We start from the raw sequence: 15,980 nt of genomic DNA on the forward strand, positions 1-15,980 counted from the left end.
AGAAAACTTCATGTTCCCCCGCGAGCGAGCTGCTCCGGCGCATACCAGCAGGCTGTTTTTGCAGGGCACACGCTGCCGGCAGCATCGCTGCAACGACGCGGGCCACGTAGCTCAGCGCCCGGCTTCCGCGCTGGGCGTCAACGCCGGAAAGCATCTGTAACTATGGTTGGGGCATGCCGCAGAGAAGCAGCTGCGGACGGGCTGCCATGAGGAGGGGACAGCGGAGACGTTTGCATCCGCGATTTGGATCCGTGGTTGCATCCGCGGCTAACACCGCGGACGCTGTGCGGCCCTTTCGTGTCCCTACAGGGGCATGCGTCGTCATGGCAGACAACGCGACCTGTCACACAGACGCAGCAAAACAGCGTTCCGACCCTGGCGCACCAGGCAGGAACACCCTGTATCGTTTGCCCCTTGCAGGCACACACTGACGTAGTTACAGGAGCGAGTCTCCGAAGTCCACGCACTCTGCATCGATTGCCGGCGCGCCGCCTGCAAGGATCCAGGCCCGCTCCACAGTGTGCTCCAACTCGCGCACATTGCCTGGCCATGCGTGGGCGCGCAGCTTGGCGCGCGCTGCCGCAGTGAGCTGCTTGGCAGGCTCAGTCCTGCCCAGTCTCCCCATCGCGTGCGAAAGCAGCGCATCGATGTCGTCGATGCGCCCGGCAAGCGCGGGTGTGTGCACCAGGAACACTGCCAGGCGGTGCAACAGGTCGGTCCGGAAGGTGCCTTCCAGCGCCATGGCTCCCAGCTTGCGGTGGGTCGCAGCCACAATGCGGGCATCAATCCGGACCGCCTCGTTTTCGCCCACTCTCTGGATCTCCCCGCTCTCCAGGAAGCGCAACAGCTTGCTCTGGACGGGCAGGGGCAGCTCACCCACTTCGTCCAGGAACAGGGTGCCGCCCGCGGCCGCCTCGATGCGCCCCATCCGCGCGTGCACCGCCCCGGTAAACGCGCCGCGCGCATGCCCGAACAACTCTGCCTCGACCAGGGCTTCGGGGATGGCGGCGCAGTTGATGGCGACGAAGCGGCCTTCATGGCGTGTGCTCAACCGGTGGATCGCCCGCGCCACCAACTCCTTGCCCGTACCCGTTGGACCATGCACCAGCACGGGCGTGCTGCGATGGGCGACCAGGCGGATCCTGCGGCTGACTTCCAGCATGCGGGTATCCCGGCCGATGAACTCCGGGAGCGGGACCGTTGCCGCCTGCGCCGCGCCGGTGGTCTCGCCATCTTGAGCGGCGACCTGCGCCCGGTTGTCGCCCTCGCCGGCAGGTGCCTGCGGCGGCGCACCGGGGTCTGCTTGGAGAGGCGCACTGCCGCGGCCCGGCGCGACGGGAGGACCGTCCCCACTCCGTGCCGCTTCTGCAGCAAACGCCAGGGGAGTGGTCAGCGACGCCGGCGCGAACGATTGCACCGGCACCGCACCGCGCCCCGCATCGCGAGGGTCCTGGTTCCCTTCCCAAACGCGCCCGGGCTCCTGCGCCATCGCCCGGTCCGCGTCCTGAGGCAGCATCGCCTCGACTTCCGCGGTTGCCGTGCGCTCCCAGGCTGGCTCGTCTACCGGGGCCGCCTGCTGGGCGGCCTGTGCGTGGCGCAGTACATGGAGCAACTCCGCCCGGTGCGGGGCAGCCGCAGCCGTGCCGGGGCCAGTGCCATCCATCCGCAGTACATCCATCCCGGGAAACTCCGCCGTCAGCAGCCGGCTACACTCCTCCGCCTCGAGATCAGGCAGCCACCCGTCCAGCACAAGGGTGGACGGAGTTTCCTGCTCCAGAAGGAAGAACATCGCTGCCGCCCCGGCTGCTTCACGCACGGTCCAGCGGCGCATCCGCAGATCGGCCGCCAGTGCAGAGCGCGCCGCACCATCCGCACTGACCAGCAGGACGCTGCGCCGGGAACCACTCTTCCCAGGCACGGGCGCCAGAGCAGGGGTATGGCGCAGGGGTGCCTGGGAAATCCGTGTCGCGTCGAAAGGGGTCATGCCAATCCTCCTGGATACGCTTGCTGATACGCTCGCTGCTGCCGTGCTTCCGTAGCCGCCCAGTCGCCCGGATGGATCACCGGTTCCAGCGGCACCGGCGCCGGTGCGATGCTGTTGTGCCGCGGCATCACCGGCTGCGGCTGTGCCACGCGCAGGGAGTAGCCGACTCCGCGTACGGAGCCAAGCAGCACCGTGCTCCCTGTGCTGTTGAGTTTGCGGCGCAGCGTGCCCATGTGGACATCCAGCACGTTGGTCTCGCGTGCCGCGTCCTGCCACACCGCTTCGCGGAGAAAACTCCGTGTCACGACGTTTCCGCCTGCGAGCATCAACTGCTCCAGCAGGGCAAACTCCAGGTTCGTGAGATGAACGGGCCGATCGGCAATGGCGACCCGGCGAAGCATGCGGTCCATCGCGAGCGCGCCCACGGTGAGCACCGGGGAAACAGCCGCACGGTCAGGAACCAGCGCTGCCTGCCGGCGCAGCATGGCCCGGCATCGTGAACGAAGCTCCCCGAGTGAGAACGGCTTCTGCAGGCAGTCGTCCGCACCGGCATCCAGGCAGGCGATGCGGCACTGTGTCTCGGCTCGGCCGCTCACGACCAGGATGGAGCAACGGGGCGAGGCAGCACGCGCGGCTGCAAGCACCTCCATCCCGGAACGTACCGGAAGGTCCAGGTCCAGAATCAGCAGTGCGGGCTCCTGTTCCAGGAAACGGGTGATCGCCTGTTCCCCGTCGGCGGCAAGCTCGATCTCCGATGCTTCGGACAACAAGGCGCGGCGCAGAAGCATTCCCAGCTTTTCATCATCTTCTGCAATCAGCACGCGCATCCCGCTTCTCCCACACCCAACCTACGACCGCATACGCAGTCGCGGTACACCTTTCCCGCCTTTCCCCAGAGCCTTCTTCTCTTCTGAACCCGGCCGCCACTGGTCGTCCCAAAAGCGGACCTTACCTCAGGATTGCGCCAGGTCTCGCTTGACTGACGCATTTCGATTCAGGAAGAGCGAGGTTCGCAGCCGCCCGGGCGCCTTGGGGCCGCCCAATGCAGAGCCTGGCACCGGTACCCTCTCGGGCGACACCACCTTGCAATTCGCTTTTTCTTCGCTATAATGGGCGACTATGGCTGTTACACGTCGACAAAAGGAAGTACTGGACTTCATTGCAGGGTTTGTGGAACGGCAGGGCTACTCGCCGTCGTTCGAGGAGATCGCGCGCGGGCTCAACCTGAAGTCGCTGGCCACCGTGCACAAACACATCACGAACCTGCAAACCAAAGGAATTCTGCAGCGTGGGCACAACCGCAGCCGGTCGATTGACGTGTTGCCGCAGCCCCGGGCACAACGCGCTGCACCCACCCGCGAGCGCCTCCCGTTGATGGGACGGATCGTCGCCGGGCTGCCGGTGGAAGCGGTGCAGACCAGCGAGACCATCTCGCTGTCCGACATCGTGGGCAACAAGGAGGTGTTTGCGCTGGAGGTAAGCGGCGACTCCATGCGGGACGAACACATCGTGGATGGAGATTATGTGCTGGTAGAGCGGACACGCGCCGCCCGCGATGGTGAGATCGTAGTGGCCCTGGTCCGGGGCTCGGAAACAACCCTGAAGCGTTTCTACGTGGAAGGCGACACCGTCCGGCTGCAACCCTCCAACCAGGAGATGCTGCCGATCCTGATACCAGCCGGCCAGGTAGAGGTGCAGGGGCGGGTGCTCGGCGTGCTGCGTCGTTACTAAGTACGGTGCTTGAACTCACAAATGAAAAGAGCCCGGGATCCCCGGGCTCTTTTCTTTGCGTTTTGGATCTGTCAGCGACCGGTAATAGCGCCGGCTCGTGCTAACTAGACGCCAACAACCTTGCTGACCGACTTTGAGATCGTGTCCTTGGGCACGTAGCCCACGATCTGGTCCGCAAGCTTGCCGTCCTTGAAGATCAACAGGGCCGGGATGCCGCGAATGCCGTAGCGTGCCGGGGTGGCCGAGTTCCGGTCCACGTCCATCTTCATGACCTTGAGCTTGCCGTCGAAATCCTTTGCCACTTCGTCCACAATGGGAGCGAGTGCCTTACAGGGGCCGCACCAGCCTGCCCAGAAATCCACCAGAACAGGCTGCGAAGACTGCAGAACCTCCGCCTCGAAACTGCTGTCGTTTACTTCGTGTACGCCCACACCTGCCATGTTGCTCTCCCTTGAAGGCCGCATCCTGTTGCGCTTCGTCCGCCGAAGCGTCACTCGAATCCAGACCAGCGTAGATCCTTGCTCAACAATAGATGCAGGAAGAGGGCCGAACGTCGCAGGTGGGCGCTTGAACGCATAAGCGCCCGTGCTCAACAAGCCACGGGCGCAGGGAGCAGCCCTCCCCCAGAGCTGCCCACTGCACGAACATAGGGGGTGTCACCTGCGGCTGTAAAGCAAACTTCGGTAACTAAGTCCCAAAAAATTGCTGTTGCCGACAGAACAGAAGCATTATTTTTCCAGGATTTCCTCGGCATGAAGAATAGCTGCCCCGGTGGCAAGCGCGCACGGCAGCAGCTCGGCAATAGGCAGCGCTCCCTGCCCATCAGAATGGGTACTATGCGCCGCGGCTGCCAGCACGCGAGCCGATGCCTCGGCGACCGAGGCTTCGCTTTCGAGGAGGCACAGCACGCCCGACCCCGCACCGCTCAGCGTGACGCTGAGGATGCCTGCGGACCCGGCCAGCGGCAGAAGACGCGGCAACAAGGGGCAAACCTTACCCCGGAAGGGCTGATGGAGCCGATCGGTTGTGGCCACGTGCAGGAGGTCGCCCCGTCCTTGGCCAAAAGCGGCAACCAGCAGAGCGACATTTTGAAGATTGGGAACGATGGCGTCGAGGCCGTACTGCTCTGGAAGCACTGCGCGGGACTCTACCGTGGCGAAGGGACGTTCCGGCAGAACCAGCAACGCATACCAGGAGGCCGGTGGATGGATGGAGACCGCCCGCACCCTGAGTTGAGACGAGACGGTGGCGGGTAGTGGGCCGGAGCCCTGTGCGCCGGCAGCGCCTCCGAGGCTCATGTCTGTGAGCGCGCCTTTGATCGCAGAGTCCATCGCAGGTGGTGTCGCCGACAAATACTTCTCTGGAGTCGCGTCCGCAGCCAGGTAGCCCGAGACCACAAACCCGCCAAGGCAGCAGGCAGCCGCATTGTCAGGATGGTGTTCGAGCGCGGCAACCTCCTCGAGCATGCGCAGTTGGTCCCAGCCCAGTCCGGCGAAGTGCGACGCAAGCGCCACTCCAGCGAACCGGGAAGCAGCCGACGAGCCGCAGCCCATGCCAAGCGGGATCCCGTTGCGCACCGAGAGATGAAGCGGTATCGCCGCGCTGCCCATAGAGCCCGCGTGCCGCATCCAGGTCTCGCGGTAGGTGTCGAGCAGAAGGTTGCCGGTGAGCGCGGAGCAAAGCGCCACACTGCGACCGGAAGCCTCGATCTGAAATGCTGGCAGCACCGCGTGCGCAGAGGTGGCGATGGGCCTGGCATCTACCTCGAGATAGAGGGCGAGGGCCAGGGCGATCGCGTCAAAGCCTGGGCCCAGATTGGCGGAAGTCGCAGGAAGACGAAGACGGATCGGAGCAGGTATGGCAGCACTCAAAACTGCTTCCCTCGAGAGCTTGCGGGCCGGGTCCATTGCTGCCCTTGCGCGGGCGAAGTATCACGCATGCATCGCTCCAGCGTGGTCCAGGGTATTGAGCTTGCTCATGGCGCGGAGGATGGTGTCGGCATCCGCGTCGAGCAGCTCGGAGTTACGCTGCGTGGCCTTGATCTCGCCCGCATAGGAAGACATCTCCGCGGCATCGAGCAGCTCGCCCCGGTGGTACTGGATGGTGAAATCAGAGTCTTTCAGTGTGTGCCCAGTCAGGAACAGGACGACGGACGCCCCGGGATCGATCCTCCCGGCTGCCTGCAGCTTCTTGAAGCCGGCGAGCGTCACTGCGGAAGCCGGCTCGCAGCCGATGCCTTCCCTGCCAATCTCGGCCTTGGCCAGGGCCAGTTCGGCTTCTGAAACCTGTTCGCAGTACCCGTCGGTGAGCTGCAGGATGCGCAGCGCCTTGCGCCACGAGGCGGGATTGCCGATCTGGATGGCGCTGGCCCGCGTTTTAGCTGTCACCGGCTCAAGGCGGCTGGCATCGGCACCCTTCTGGATCAGCCGATAGAGCGGGTTCGCACCCTCGGCCTGGATCACCGAGAGCCTCGGCATGCGCGTCGTGAGACCAAGCAGCATCAGTTCCTCAAACCCCTTACCCAAGGCTGAGACATTGGCCAGATTGCCGCCCGGCACGATCACGTGATCGGGAACATCCCAGTTCATCGCTTCGGCGATCTCGAACGCCGGGGTCTTCTGCCCCTCCAGCCGGTAGGGGTTCACCGAGTTGAGCAGAAACACCGGGGCGCGGCGCACCACTTCCGCAAGCACCCGCACACAGCCGTCGAAGTCAGTTCTCAGCTGGAAGGTATGGGCGCCGTAGTCCATGGACTGCGACAGCTTACCCCAGGCGATCTTGCCTTCGGGAATCAGCACCAGCGAACGCATGCCTGCGCGCGCTGCATAGGCTGCCATGGCGGCGGACGTATTTCCCGTGGAGGCGCAGGCCACCCAGTCGAAACCATCCTCGTGCGCGACGGAGAGCGCGGCGGTCATACCGGTGTCCTTGAAAGAGCCGGTAGGATTCATCCCCTGGTGCTTGGCGTAGAGCGCCTCATGCCCAAGGCGGCGCCCGCTCTGCTTCAGATGAAACAGGGGCGTGTTGCCTTCCCGCAGGGTGATGATCTTGGAGGTGTCCTGCACGATGGGCAGGAGGTCGCGGAAGCGCCAGACACCGCTCTGGTCAATGGCGGCGCTGGAAAGACGCCGCCGCTGCCAGCGGTCACGCATCTGCTGCACCGAAAGTCTGTCCGCGCCCTCAGAGCTCGACCAATGGGGATAGTGCACGGCATAAAGGTCGCCGCACTCGCAACGGAGGTCGCCTTTAAGGGTGCCGCGACCAGCCTGGGTGCCACACCCGGTGCAGAGGAGTTGATGGAGGTCGGTTGCGCCTGTCTCATTCACGGCAGTGGCCTCATACGCTGCACTATGCATAGTTAGTTAGCCTACCGCATCGGAACGGGTCTTGCGTGGTCCGGTGTCCGGCTCGGCGCAGCGTCGTCGACCGGCGACAGGACCCTTTGGCGGATGTTGCTGCCCGCAGGTGCAGAGGCGTCGCCAGTATAACCGCACGCAACAGGAAGGACTGCTTGAGAGCGCCGGCCAGAACGCCTCCACGCAGGCCCGGTTTGAAGCACGCCGATGACTGCTAGGTCTCTGCACAGCGCAGCCGACCCAGAACGCTGCGGGAACAACCGGGCTAAGTCGTACCGGAGATAGCGAGACAAAGTCGTATACTACCGGCTATGCCAGCCATGCTTACGCCCAGAGAGGCCGCGCTTCGCCTGGGCATCTCCTACCCGACCATGAAGCAATGGCTCTACAACGGGAAGGTCAAGGCAGCAAAGACCCCGGGTGGGCACTACCGCATCGATGAAAGCGAACTGGACGCATGGCTGCACAAGGCCCGCGGTCCGGAGACGCCGAAGCGCGAAATGATGCGCACGATTTCGGGGCGCAACCAGCTTGTGGGCCGCGTGGTGGATTTGCGGGTTGAAGGACTGCTGGCACAGGTCAAGATTTCGATCGGCGGCCAGATCCTCACGTCCATCATCACGGCAGATGCAGCGCGCGAACTTAACCTGGTCGTGGGCGAGACGGTGGCTGCCCTGGTGAAGGCCACAGAAGTCATGGTGTTGCGCGTATGAAAACAATCCTGAAAAACCAGTCAGGCGCTGGGTGGCAACTGGCAGTGCGCCGGGCTGCAATACTGGCGGCGGTCTGGGCGCTCTGCTGCGGTGGTTCTGCGTTACTCTCTGCGCAGTCCGCGCACACTGTTCCCGTTGTGCATGTAGCAGCCGCTGCTGATCTGCAACCGGTGCTGCCCGCAGTGCTTGAAACGTTCGAGCACCGCACCGGGATCCACGCGGAGGCTACCTACCAGAGCTCGGCGACGCTGACGCAGCAGATCTTCAACGGTGCTCCGTTCGACCTGTTCCTGGCCGCCGACATGAGCTATCCCCAGCGCCTCGTCGCTGCCGGCCTCACCAACGAAAGCCGGCCCGTGCCATATGCGCGCGGAACGCTGGTGCTGTGGGCACGGCACGATGCCAAGGTGTTGCGGGGCGGTCCCCTGACGTTCGCCGTGCTGCGCCACCCGCAGCTGCAATCCGTCGCCATCGCGAACCCGGACCATGCTCCCTACGGACGCGCGGCCAAGGCTGCCATTGCAACCATGCACCTTGCGAGCACTCTGGGCCCCAAGCTAAAGGTGGCTGAAAACATTGCCCAGGCAGCCCAGTATGCCGATTCCGGCAATGCCGAGGTGGGCTTCCTGTCGCTGACCAGCGCCAGCAGCGCGAAGCTCAGTGCGGATGGCACCTACCTGAAAGTTCCCGAGGAGTTCTACCCGCCGATCGTGCAGGGTGCCGTTGTGCTGCACAAGGGTGCCAATGCAGCGGCCGCCGAGCAGCTGCTGCACTTCCTCGCTGCCCCGTCGACCCGCGCGATGCTGGCGAGTGGCGGGCTGCAGCCGCCACAGTAGACCCTAGAGAGATGGTGGACACCGAAGCCCTGCTGCTTACCCTGCGCCTTTCCTCGCTATGCGCCCTGCTGTTGCTTGTAGCGACCGTTCCGCTAGCGGCGTGGCTGGTACTGGGCCGCAGCGGCTGGCGACCGGTGGCAGAGGCGATCGCGATGGTGCCGCTGGTGCTGCCGCCGACCGTGCTTGGCTACTACCTGCTGGTGCTGCTTGGCCCACGCACAGCCCTGGGACGCGCGTTGACCCACGTGCTGGGGCACCCGCTGGCGTTTTCCTTCGCGGGGCTGCTGATCGGTTCCCTTTTGTACAGCCTGCCGTTTGCGTTGCAGCCACTGGTAGCGGGCTTTTCGCAGGTTCCGCGGGAGCTGCTGGAAGCAGCTGCGCTGCTGGGTGCAGGGCGGCTCCGGGTGGTGTGGTCGGTGCTGCTGCCCTTGTCGCGCCGCGCGATCCTGGGCAGCGTGCTGCTGGCGTTTGCGCACACTGTGGGCGAGTTCGGCGTGGTGCTGATGATCGGGGGCGATATCCCGGGAGCGACGCGTACGCTTTCCATTTCGCTGCTCGACTCGGTACAAAGCTTTGATTATGCCGCCGCGAATCGTACTGCGACCCTGTTGCTGGTGGCCTCGGTTGCCGGCCTCACCGCGCTGTACTCGCTGCGTCAACGGCGGTCGCGATCTTGGTGAGCGTGGCGCAGGGCGCAACCGGGCACAGCGGAGCCCCGCTGCTGGAGATCCACCTGAGTCACCGCATCGGGTCGCTGCCGATGCAGGCCAGCTTATGCCTAAGTGGCGAGCGCTCCGCGCTGTTCGGGCCATCGGGTTCCGGCAAGAGCACGCTGCTCAGGATTCTGGCTGGCCTTTGTCAGCCGCGCGACGGCCGGGTGGCGCTGGAAGGCCGGGTTCTCCTGGATACAGCCGCCGCCATCGTTCTGCCGCCCGCGGACCGACGCATCGGGCTGGTCACGCAGCAGCCTGCGCTGTTCCCGCACCTGTCTGTGCAGGACAACCTCGGATTTGGGCTCAGGCATTTGTCGCCGGCCGAGCAGAAGGCGCGCATCGATCAGCCCTGCGAGCTGTTTCAGCTCAATGAGCTGCGGTCGCGGTGGCCTGCCACGCTCTCGGGTGGAGAAAGGCAGCGTGTGGCGCTGGTGCGGGCGATGGTGCGCCAGCCACGGCTGCTGCTGCTGGATGAACCGTTCAGTGCGCTCGACGGCGCCAGCAAGAAGGACACCTGGCTGGCGCTCGGGCCCTATCTCCAGCAGCACAACATCGCGACGCTGCTCGTCTCGCATGACGCTGCGGAGGTCTGGAGCCATGCCGACTACGTGGTGCGTATCGCGGAAGGATCGGTGACGGCCCAAGGCCCGCCTGAGCGAATCCTTGCCGGCGAACGGATGCGGGCGCTAGAGCAGTTTGGCGCGCGTGACGCGGTGGAAGAGGCGCGCTAGCTGGACCTGGCGCTGTGGCGTTCACACGCCCTGGGCAACGACCCGGCGCGGCCGCACCCGGATACTGCCAGCCATGCAGCCGACTATCCGACCGAAATCGGTTCCTGCTCCAGTTGAACGCCGAAGCGCAGCTTCACCCCTGTGGCAAGCGCATCGCGAAGGGCGATGACCTCGGCGGCAGTGGCCTCGCCAGAGTGGTTGGTGAGTGCGAGCGTGTGCTTGGAGGAGATGGCGGCGCCGGCCATGCGGAACCCCTTTGGAAAACCTGCCTGCTCCAGCAGCCATGCAGCGGGCAGCTTGCGCTGAGGGCTGCCATCCGTGGCGGCGGGCGCGGGATAAGACGGTGTGTTCGCAGGGGCGACGGAGGCGGCGATCGAGCGGTAGAGCGTCTCGGCGACAACAGGATTCTTGAAAAAAGAGCCGGCGCTGCGGGTGTCAGGATCGCGCGCCGGTTGAGCGGCGTTGTCGATCACCATGCCCTTGGCGCGGCGGATGGTGCGGATGGCTTCCGCAACCTCCGGCAGCGAGGGTGTGGTGGTGCGATCGGCGAAGAAGCGCTGCACATCGGCATAGGCGAGCGACGGCGCCGCGCCGGGGTGCAGCGCGAACTCCACGGAGGTAACGACGTAGCGCCCGCGATCCGGCGCGGTGTTGAAGCGGCTGGTGCGGTAGGCGAAGCCGCACTGCTCGTTGGGGAAGCAGACGAAGCAGTCTCCTTCGCGATCGTAGCAACGGACGGAGGTGATGCACTGCGCAACTTCCTGCCCATAGGCGCCGACGTTCTGCACGGGGGTGCCACCGACGGTGCCCGGGATGCCGGCAAGACACTCCATGCCGGCGCAGCCTGCGCCGACGGAGCGGGCAACGAGCGCGTCCCAGTCTTCGCCCGCAGCCGCTGCGAACGTTGTGGTGCCCGCAGCATCGTCGTGCGTGGTCTGCACGCCGAGCAGGGCGATGTGGAGCACGAGGCCGGCAAAGCCGCTGTCCGCGACGAGCACGTTGCTGCCGCCTCCGAGCACAAACAGGGGTAGCCCCTGTCTGCGGGCCCATTGGCAGGCTGCGGCAAGCTGCTGCTCCGTCGCAACAGAAGCAAACCAGCGGGCCGGCCCGCCGATACCAAACGTGGTGTAGGGAGCGAGCAGCACCTGCTCCCGGAGGGGAAAGCCGGGCCCGGCACCATCCGTCGGCTGCGGCAAAGTGTCGTGCAGCGACGCTCCAGGGGTGACGACAGGATGGTCGGCGGCAGGCGTAGCAGCAGCGCGTTTGGGAGAATGCATCGGGGCCGGAGAGTTGAGCATCTGGAACCCTTAGGGTAACGCGTCGCGTCGTCGGTCGAACAGGCTCCGGCGGCCGACGCGCTTACAATAAAAGGGTGGCTGCGGCAACCAAGCGCACGCCCTTCCTCGAGAGGAGTTTTATGTATCCAGAGATCATGGTCATCCCGATGCGGGAAGAGCTGACGCGGGTCGGCATCACTGAGGCGCGGACCCCGGCGGAAGTGGATGCGGCGCTGGCAAAGTCCGGCACCACGATGGTTGTTGTGAACTCGATCTGCGGCTGCGCAGCGGGCAAGATGCGCCCGGGCGTTCGCCTGGCGTTGCAGGGTACGGTGAAGCCGGACCAGTCGGTCACGGTGTTTGCCGGCCAGGATCGCGACGCGACCGAAAAGGCGCGTGGCTACTTCGGCAGCAACCCTCCCACCTCGCCAGCGATCGCTATTCTGCGCGACGGAGAATTGGTGTACCTGATGCAGCGGTACGCAATTGAGGCCAACACGGCACAGGCCATCGCAGGCGAACTGCAGAGGGCGTTCCAGGAATTCTGCGCTACGGCAAACGCGTAGGCTGAGCGGCAGCAAAAGAGCCCGGCTAAAGCCGGGCTCTTTTGTCTGCGCGTTGAAGGAGCGGTTCCCTTCTTCTGCGGCTGCTGGGATGCAGGAGCACTGCTTCTCAGCAGCGCTCCTGCTAGCGCCCCGTGGTCTCGCCCTGCGGCAGCTTCTGCACGTTGCTGTGCTTCACCGAGTAGCCGAAGTAGATCACGAGCCCCACGACCAGCCACACACCGACCACCTCCCAGGTGAGGGCGGGCAGCTGGAACATGAGGTAGAAGGCGCTGATGATGCCGCAGATCGGCACGAGCGGCACCAGCGGCGTCTTGAACGGACGGACGAGATCAGGCTGCCGTACACGCAGGATCCACACACCGGCCGAGACGATGGAAAACGCAAGCAGCGTGCCCATATTGACCAACTGCGAGAGGCGGTCAACGTCGAGCATGGCAGGGAGAAAAGCAACCACGCCGCCGACCACGATGCTGGAGATCCAAGGGGTGCGGAACCTGGGATGCACGGCGCTCGCCCACTTCGGCAGCAGACCGTCCTTGGACATGGAGAAGAACACGCGCGACTGGCCAAGCAGCATGACCAGCATGACGGTGAACAACCCGAACACCGCGCCAACCTTGACCAGGATGCCGCCCCACGCAACACCGGTCGCATCAATACCGACCGCCACCGGCTCTGCGACGTTGAGCGTGCGGTAGTTGACCATGCCGGTGAGCACCAGCGAAACCACGATGTACAGAAGGGTGCAGAAGACCAGCGATCCGAGGATACCGATGGGCATGTCTCGGCGAGGGTTCTTGGCTTCCTGCGCGGCGGTGGAAACCGCGTCAAAGCCGATGTAGGCGAAGAAGACCGAGGCCGCGCCAGCAGCGATCCCCGAGACTCCGTAGCGGCCCGGCCCCTCGTTCGGCGGGATGAACGGGTGCCAGTTGGCGTGCGCGATGCTGGGGTGGTGAATAAGGTAGTTGATGCCGAGCACCAGGAAGACGCCGACGATCAGCAGCTTCACGATCACGATCAAGGAGTTGAGGTTCGCCGACTCCTTGATGCCGACGACCAGGATCGTCGTGACCAGCGCGATGATCAGGAAAGCGATGAGGTTGAAGGCGCCGGTGACATGCGGGAGGGAGCTGAGGTCAGAACCGGGCAGGAAAGAACCGGCAAGCTGCCACCGGTTGTGGGTCAGGTAGACCGAGGCGCCGTAGTTGTAACAGAAGCGGGCGATCGCAGGCGAAGGGGTGTAGCCAAGCTGGCCCACCAGCGAAAGCAGGTAGCCCGACCAGCCACTGGCCACCGTTGCGGCACCAAAGGCGTACTCCAGCACAAGGTCCCAGCCGATAATCCAGGCGACGAACTCGCCGAGCGTAGCGTAACCGTAGGTGTAGGCAGACCCGGCAATGGGGATAATCGAGGCGAATTCGGCATAGCAGAGGCCGGCAAAGGCACAGGTGATGCCGGCGAGCACAAACGAGAGCGCCAGCGCAGGACCCGCGTTGGCTGCCGCTGCGTGGCCCGTAAGCACAAAGATACCTGCACCCACAATGGCGCCGATGCCAAGCGTGATGAGGTTGATGGGCCCGAGCGAACGTTTGAGCGTGTGTTCGCCTTCTTCGCTGGCCTCATGCTTGAGCATGGAAAGCGGCTTGGTTGCTAGGAGGTTCGCCATGGGGCCAAGTCCCTTCTTGTGGTGCTGAGTTTGAACTTATATGCGCTGCGATTGCCCAAGACTAATTGTGCACAGGGGGAAGCGAAGAAGCCACAGCCTCTGAACGAGCGGCGGAGCGTGACCAGAACAGGTAGACCGGGACACCAAGCAGCACCAGGAAAAGGCCGGGCCAGGTGTACTGCGGCTTGTACCGCAGCAGCGTAAAGCAGATCGTTGCGGCCAAGACGATGTAAAGCGCGGGCAGCACGGGGTAGCCCAGCGCACGGTACGGGCGCACGGCGTCGGGCCGGCGAATGCGCAGCACAAACAGGCTCACGATCGTGAGGATGTAGAAGACCAACTCCGCGCAGATGATGTAGTCGAGCAGCTGCCCATAGGAGCCCGAGATACAGAGGAAGCAGGTCCAGATGGCCTGGATCACCAGCGAGGCAACCGGCGTTTTGTAGCGCGGGTGCAGGCGGCCGGTGGCGCGGAAGAACAAGCCGTCCTGGCTCATGGCGTAGTACACGCGCGAGCCGGCCAGGATCAATCCGTTGGCGCAGCCAAAGGTCGAGATAAGAATGGCGCCGGCCATGAGGTACGCGCCCGCGGAGTGGAAGATCTGCTCCAGCACGGCGGTGGCCACACGATCTTCACCCGCGTACTGGATGCCGCGTGCGAACACGGTTGCGCCATGCGGGTCGCCGGCAAGCGGCAGCGCAAAGAGATAAACGAAGTTCGAGAGCAGGTACAGCGCGAGCACGATGCCGGTGCCAAGGATCAACGACAGCGGCAGGTTGCGGCTCGGGTTGCGCACCTCGCCCGCGGTGTAGGTGACGTTGTTCCAGGCATCGGCCGAAAACAGCGAGCCGGTCTGCACCACTGCCAGCATGGTGACGATGCCGACCAGCATGACGCTGCCACCGGCGCCTGCAAGCGGATGCAGGGTGTGCAGCCCGGCACCAGCAAAGAAGTGTCCGTGCGAGAAGTTGGCCCCGATGGCCGCATGGTTGCGGCCGAGAGCAACGCCGAACAGCACCAGCGCGAGCAACGCCAGCGTCTTTGCAGTGGTGAAGATGTTCTGCACCAGCGCGCCCAGGCGCACGCCGAAGATGTTCACCGCGGTCAGCAGGATGGTGATGAGGATCCCGGCGAGGTTTGCCGTGTTGATGCCTAGATCCATGTTGCCGAGCGTGACAGGGCCAAGCTGCAGCGCGGGTACATGGCCAATGCGCAGCAGCCAGTGCGTGGAGGAAACCGTGGGAAAGAACACGCCGAGGAACTTGCCGAACGCCACGCCGACCGCGGCGATGGTGCCGGTCTGGATGACCAGGAACAGCGTCCAGCCAAACAGAAAGCCCCACATGGGCCCAAGCGCTTCGCGCAGGTACACATACTGGCCGCCGGCCCGGGGCATCATGGCGGCAAGCTCCGCGTAGGAGAGTGCGCCGATGATGGTCATCACCGCGGTGACCAGCCAGGCGCCAATCAGCAGTGCGGGCGAACCGGTGACGCGAGCTATGTCGGCCGACACGATGAAAATGCCGGACCCGATCATGGAACCAACCACAATCGAAGTCGCACTGAAAAGGCCAAGGCCCTGGATCAGCGGTTCATGGGTTGTGCTGGAGGAGCCTACGGGGGTTGCTGTGGTCACGTTACAAGCTGTTCTACCGGAAAAGCTTCAGAAAGTCTGCAGCTAATCTCCCCGCCTCCGCAGGGGACGCGGCCGAGCGCGTGCCGGGCTGTGCGAAGATGGCGCCGATGACGGCAAGGCTATCTGCACCTGCATCGCGCACCGATTCTGCGTTGTACGGCGTGATGCCGCCAATGGCGACCAGGGGCCGGGCGGTGACTCCGCGTGCCAAGCGCACGCCGTCAAGGCCGATGTGCGGCTCGGCATCCGCCTTGGAGCCGGTGGCGAACACGGGCCCGGTGGCAATGTAATCGGCGGAGGAGGCCCCGCCCTGCTCAAGCTGCGCAAGGGTATGCGTGGAGATGCCGATCAGCACGTCAGAGCCGAGGGCAGCGCGAGCTTGGGCGACAGGCATATCTGCCTGGCCCAGGTGCACACCGTGGAAGCCGCTCGCGGCGAGCAGGGGCGCAGCGTCGTTGAGGATAAGCCGCAAAGACGGCGGAGACGCGGCATGCAGGACATGCGCCGCATGCAGGATTGCTGGCGCTGCGGCACCTTTCATGCGCAACTGCAGGAGCGTGACACCTGCATCGGTGAGCACGTGCACCATCTCGGTGAGATACCGGTCGCAGGTGGCAGGATCAGCCGGAAAGAACGCAGAGTCTAGGATGGGGTAAAGCGGAGGGAGCGCCAGGGCCATAGCAAAACTCTACACACGCGGCAGGGAAAGCCAGCCGGGGAGCAGTTTCGCAGCATGGCTGGCGATGCTCCGTGGGCGCACGGCACGGCCGC

15 protein-coding genes are annotated in these 15,980 nt (G+C 64.7%); 6 read left to right on the top strand and 9 right to left on the bottom strand.

Translation table 11 applies throughout. The features are described from left to right. Window positions 1-436: 436 nt before the first annotated feature. Both D1Y84_RS18730 and D1Y84_RS16910 read right to left on the bottom strand, forming a co-directional pair. Window positions 437-1,984, bottom strand: a complete 1,548-nt coding sequence (locus tag D1Y84_RS18730; RefSeq protein WP_305000443.1) for a sigma 54-interacting transcriptional regulator — start codon at window positions 1,982-1,984, stop codon at window positions 437-439. Then, entirely contained in the window at window positions 1,981-2,805 is an 825-nt protein-coding gene (locus D1Y84_RS16910; RefSeq protein ID WP_158615541.1) for a response regulator transcription factor, read from the bottom strand. Before D1Y84_RS16910 ends, D1Y84_RS18730 begins: the two co-directional genes overlap by 4 nt. 298 nt (window positions 2,806-3,103) lie before the next feature. On the opposite strand from D1Y84_RS16910, the gene lexA reads away from it, so the two are divergent. Beyond that, the gene (lexA, locus tag D1Y84_RS16915) at window positions 3,104-3,715 is read left to right on the top strand and encodes a transcriptional repressor LexA (protein ID WP_124849727.1); all 612 of its coding nucleotides are present in this window, start codon (window positions 3,104-3,106) and stop codon (window positions 3,713-3,715) included. 104 nt (window positions 3,716-3,819) lie between these two features. Here lexA and trxA read toward each other — a convergent pair whose 3' ends face one another. From trxA to thrC, 3 genes are all read right to left on the bottom strand, one after another. Continuing rightward, window positions 3,820-4,155 carry a thioredoxin gene (gene trxA / locus D1Y84_RS16920; RefSeq protein ID WP_124849728.1) on the bottom strand — a complete coding sequence of 112 codons (336 nt, stop codon included), beginning with the start codon at window positions 4,153-4,155 and terminating at the stop codon, window positions 3,820-3,822. A gap of 288 nt (window positions 4,156-4,443) precedes the next feature. Next, window positions 4,444-5,586: a homoserine kinase gene (gene thrB / locus D1Y84_RS16925; RefSeq protein WP_158615542.1), complete on the bottom strand. Its 1,143-nt coding sequence runs from the start codon at window positions 5,584-5,586 to the stop codon at window positions 4,444-4,446. 60 nt (window positions 5,587-5,646) lie between these two features. Further along, on the bottom strand, window positions 5,647-7,041 hold the full coding sequence (gene thrC, locus D1Y84_RS16930) for a threonine synthase (protein WP_233581507.1): 1,395 nt from the start codon (window positions 7,039-7,041) through the stop codon (window positions 5,647-5,649). A 350-nt stretch (window positions 7,042-7,391) separates the two neighbouring features. Here thrC and D1Y84_RS16935 point away from each other — a divergent pair, with 350 nt between their 5' ends. The 4 genes from D1Y84_RS16935 to D1Y84_RS16950 are packed head-to-tail and all read left to right on the top strand — an operon-like array spanning window position 7,392 to window position 10,064. Beyond that, window positions 7,392-7,784, top strand: coding sequence for a helix-turn-helix transcriptional regulator (locus tag D1Y84_RS16935; RefSeq protein WP_124849731.1), 393 nt, complete (start codon window positions 7,392-7,394; stop codon window positions 7,782-7,784). Further along, window positions 7,781-8,620 carry a molybdate ABC transporter substrate-binding protein gene (gene modA / locus D1Y84_RS16940; RefSeq protein WP_124849732.1) on the top strand — a complete coding sequence of 280 codons (840 nt, stop codon included), beginning with the start codon at window positions 7,781-7,783 and terminating at the stop codon, window positions 8,618-8,620. Before D1Y84_RS16935 ends, modA begins: the two co-directional genes overlap by 4 nt. 11 nt (window positions 8,621-8,631) lie before the next feature. Then, complete coding sequence (gene modB / locus D1Y84_RS16945) at window positions 8,632-9,300, top strand: molybdate ABC transporter permease subunit (RefSeq protein WP_233581508.1); 669 nt, start codon at window positions 8,632-8,634, stop codon at window positions 9,298-9,300. Between the two features lie 2 nt (window positions 9,301-9,302). Continuing rightward, on the top strand, window positions 9,303-10,064 hold the full coding sequence (locus D1Y84_RS16950; protein ID WP_124849733.1) for an ATP-binding cassette domain-containing protein: 762 nt from the start codon (window positions 9,303-9,305) through the stop codon (window positions 10,062-10,064). 83 nt (window positions 10,065-10,147) lie between these two features. Here the strand turns inward: D1Y84_RS16950 and D1Y84_RS16955 are convergent, their stop codons facing one another. After that, entirely contained in the window at window positions 10,148-11,362 is a 1,215-nt protein-coding gene (locus D1Y84_RS16955; protein WP_233581509.1) for a UDP-N-acetylmuramate dehydrogenase, read from the bottom strand. 119 nt (window positions 11,363-11,481) lie between these two features. Here D1Y84_RS16955 and D1Y84_RS16960 point away from each other — a divergent pair, with 119 nt between their 5' ends. Further along, window positions 11,482-11,907 carry a BrxA/BrxB family bacilliredoxin gene (locus D1Y84_RS16960; protein WP_124849734.1) on the top strand — a complete coding sequence of 142 codons (426 nt, stop codon included), beginning with the start codon at window positions 11,482-11,484 and terminating at the stop codon, window positions 11,905-11,907. 121 nt (window positions 11,908-12,028) lie between these two features. On the opposite strand, the gene D1Y84_RS16965 is transcribed toward D1Y84_RS16960, so the two are convergent. From D1Y84_RS16965 to thiE, 3 genes are all read right to left on the bottom strand, one after another. Continuing rightward, window positions 12,029-13,573 carry an amino acid permease gene (locus D1Y84_RS16965; RefSeq protein WP_124849735.1) on the bottom strand — a complete coding sequence of 515 codons (1,545 nt, stop codon included), beginning with the start codon at window positions 13,571-13,573 and terminating at the stop codon, window positions 12,029-12,031. 61 nt (window positions 13,574-13,634) lie between these two features. Further along, window positions 13,635-15,209, bottom strand: coding sequence for an APC family permease (locus tag D1Y84_RS16970; RefSeq protein WP_124849736.1), 1,575 nt, complete (start codon window positions 15,207-15,209; stop codon window positions 13,635-13,637). Window positions 15,210-15,222: 13 nt separating this feature from the next. Next, window positions 15,223-15,888, bottom strand: a complete 666-nt coding sequence (gene thiE, locus D1Y84_RS16975) for a thiamine phosphate synthase (RefSeq protein WP_124849737.1) — start codon at window positions 15,886-15,888, stop codon at window positions 15,223-15,225. Window positions 15,889-15,980: the final 92 nt, after the last annotated feature.

Origin of the sequence: Acidipila sp. EB88 (assembly GCF_003858395.1) — a bacterium.
GTDB lineage: Bacteria > Acidobacteriota > Terriglobia > Terriglobales > Acidobacteriaceae > EB88.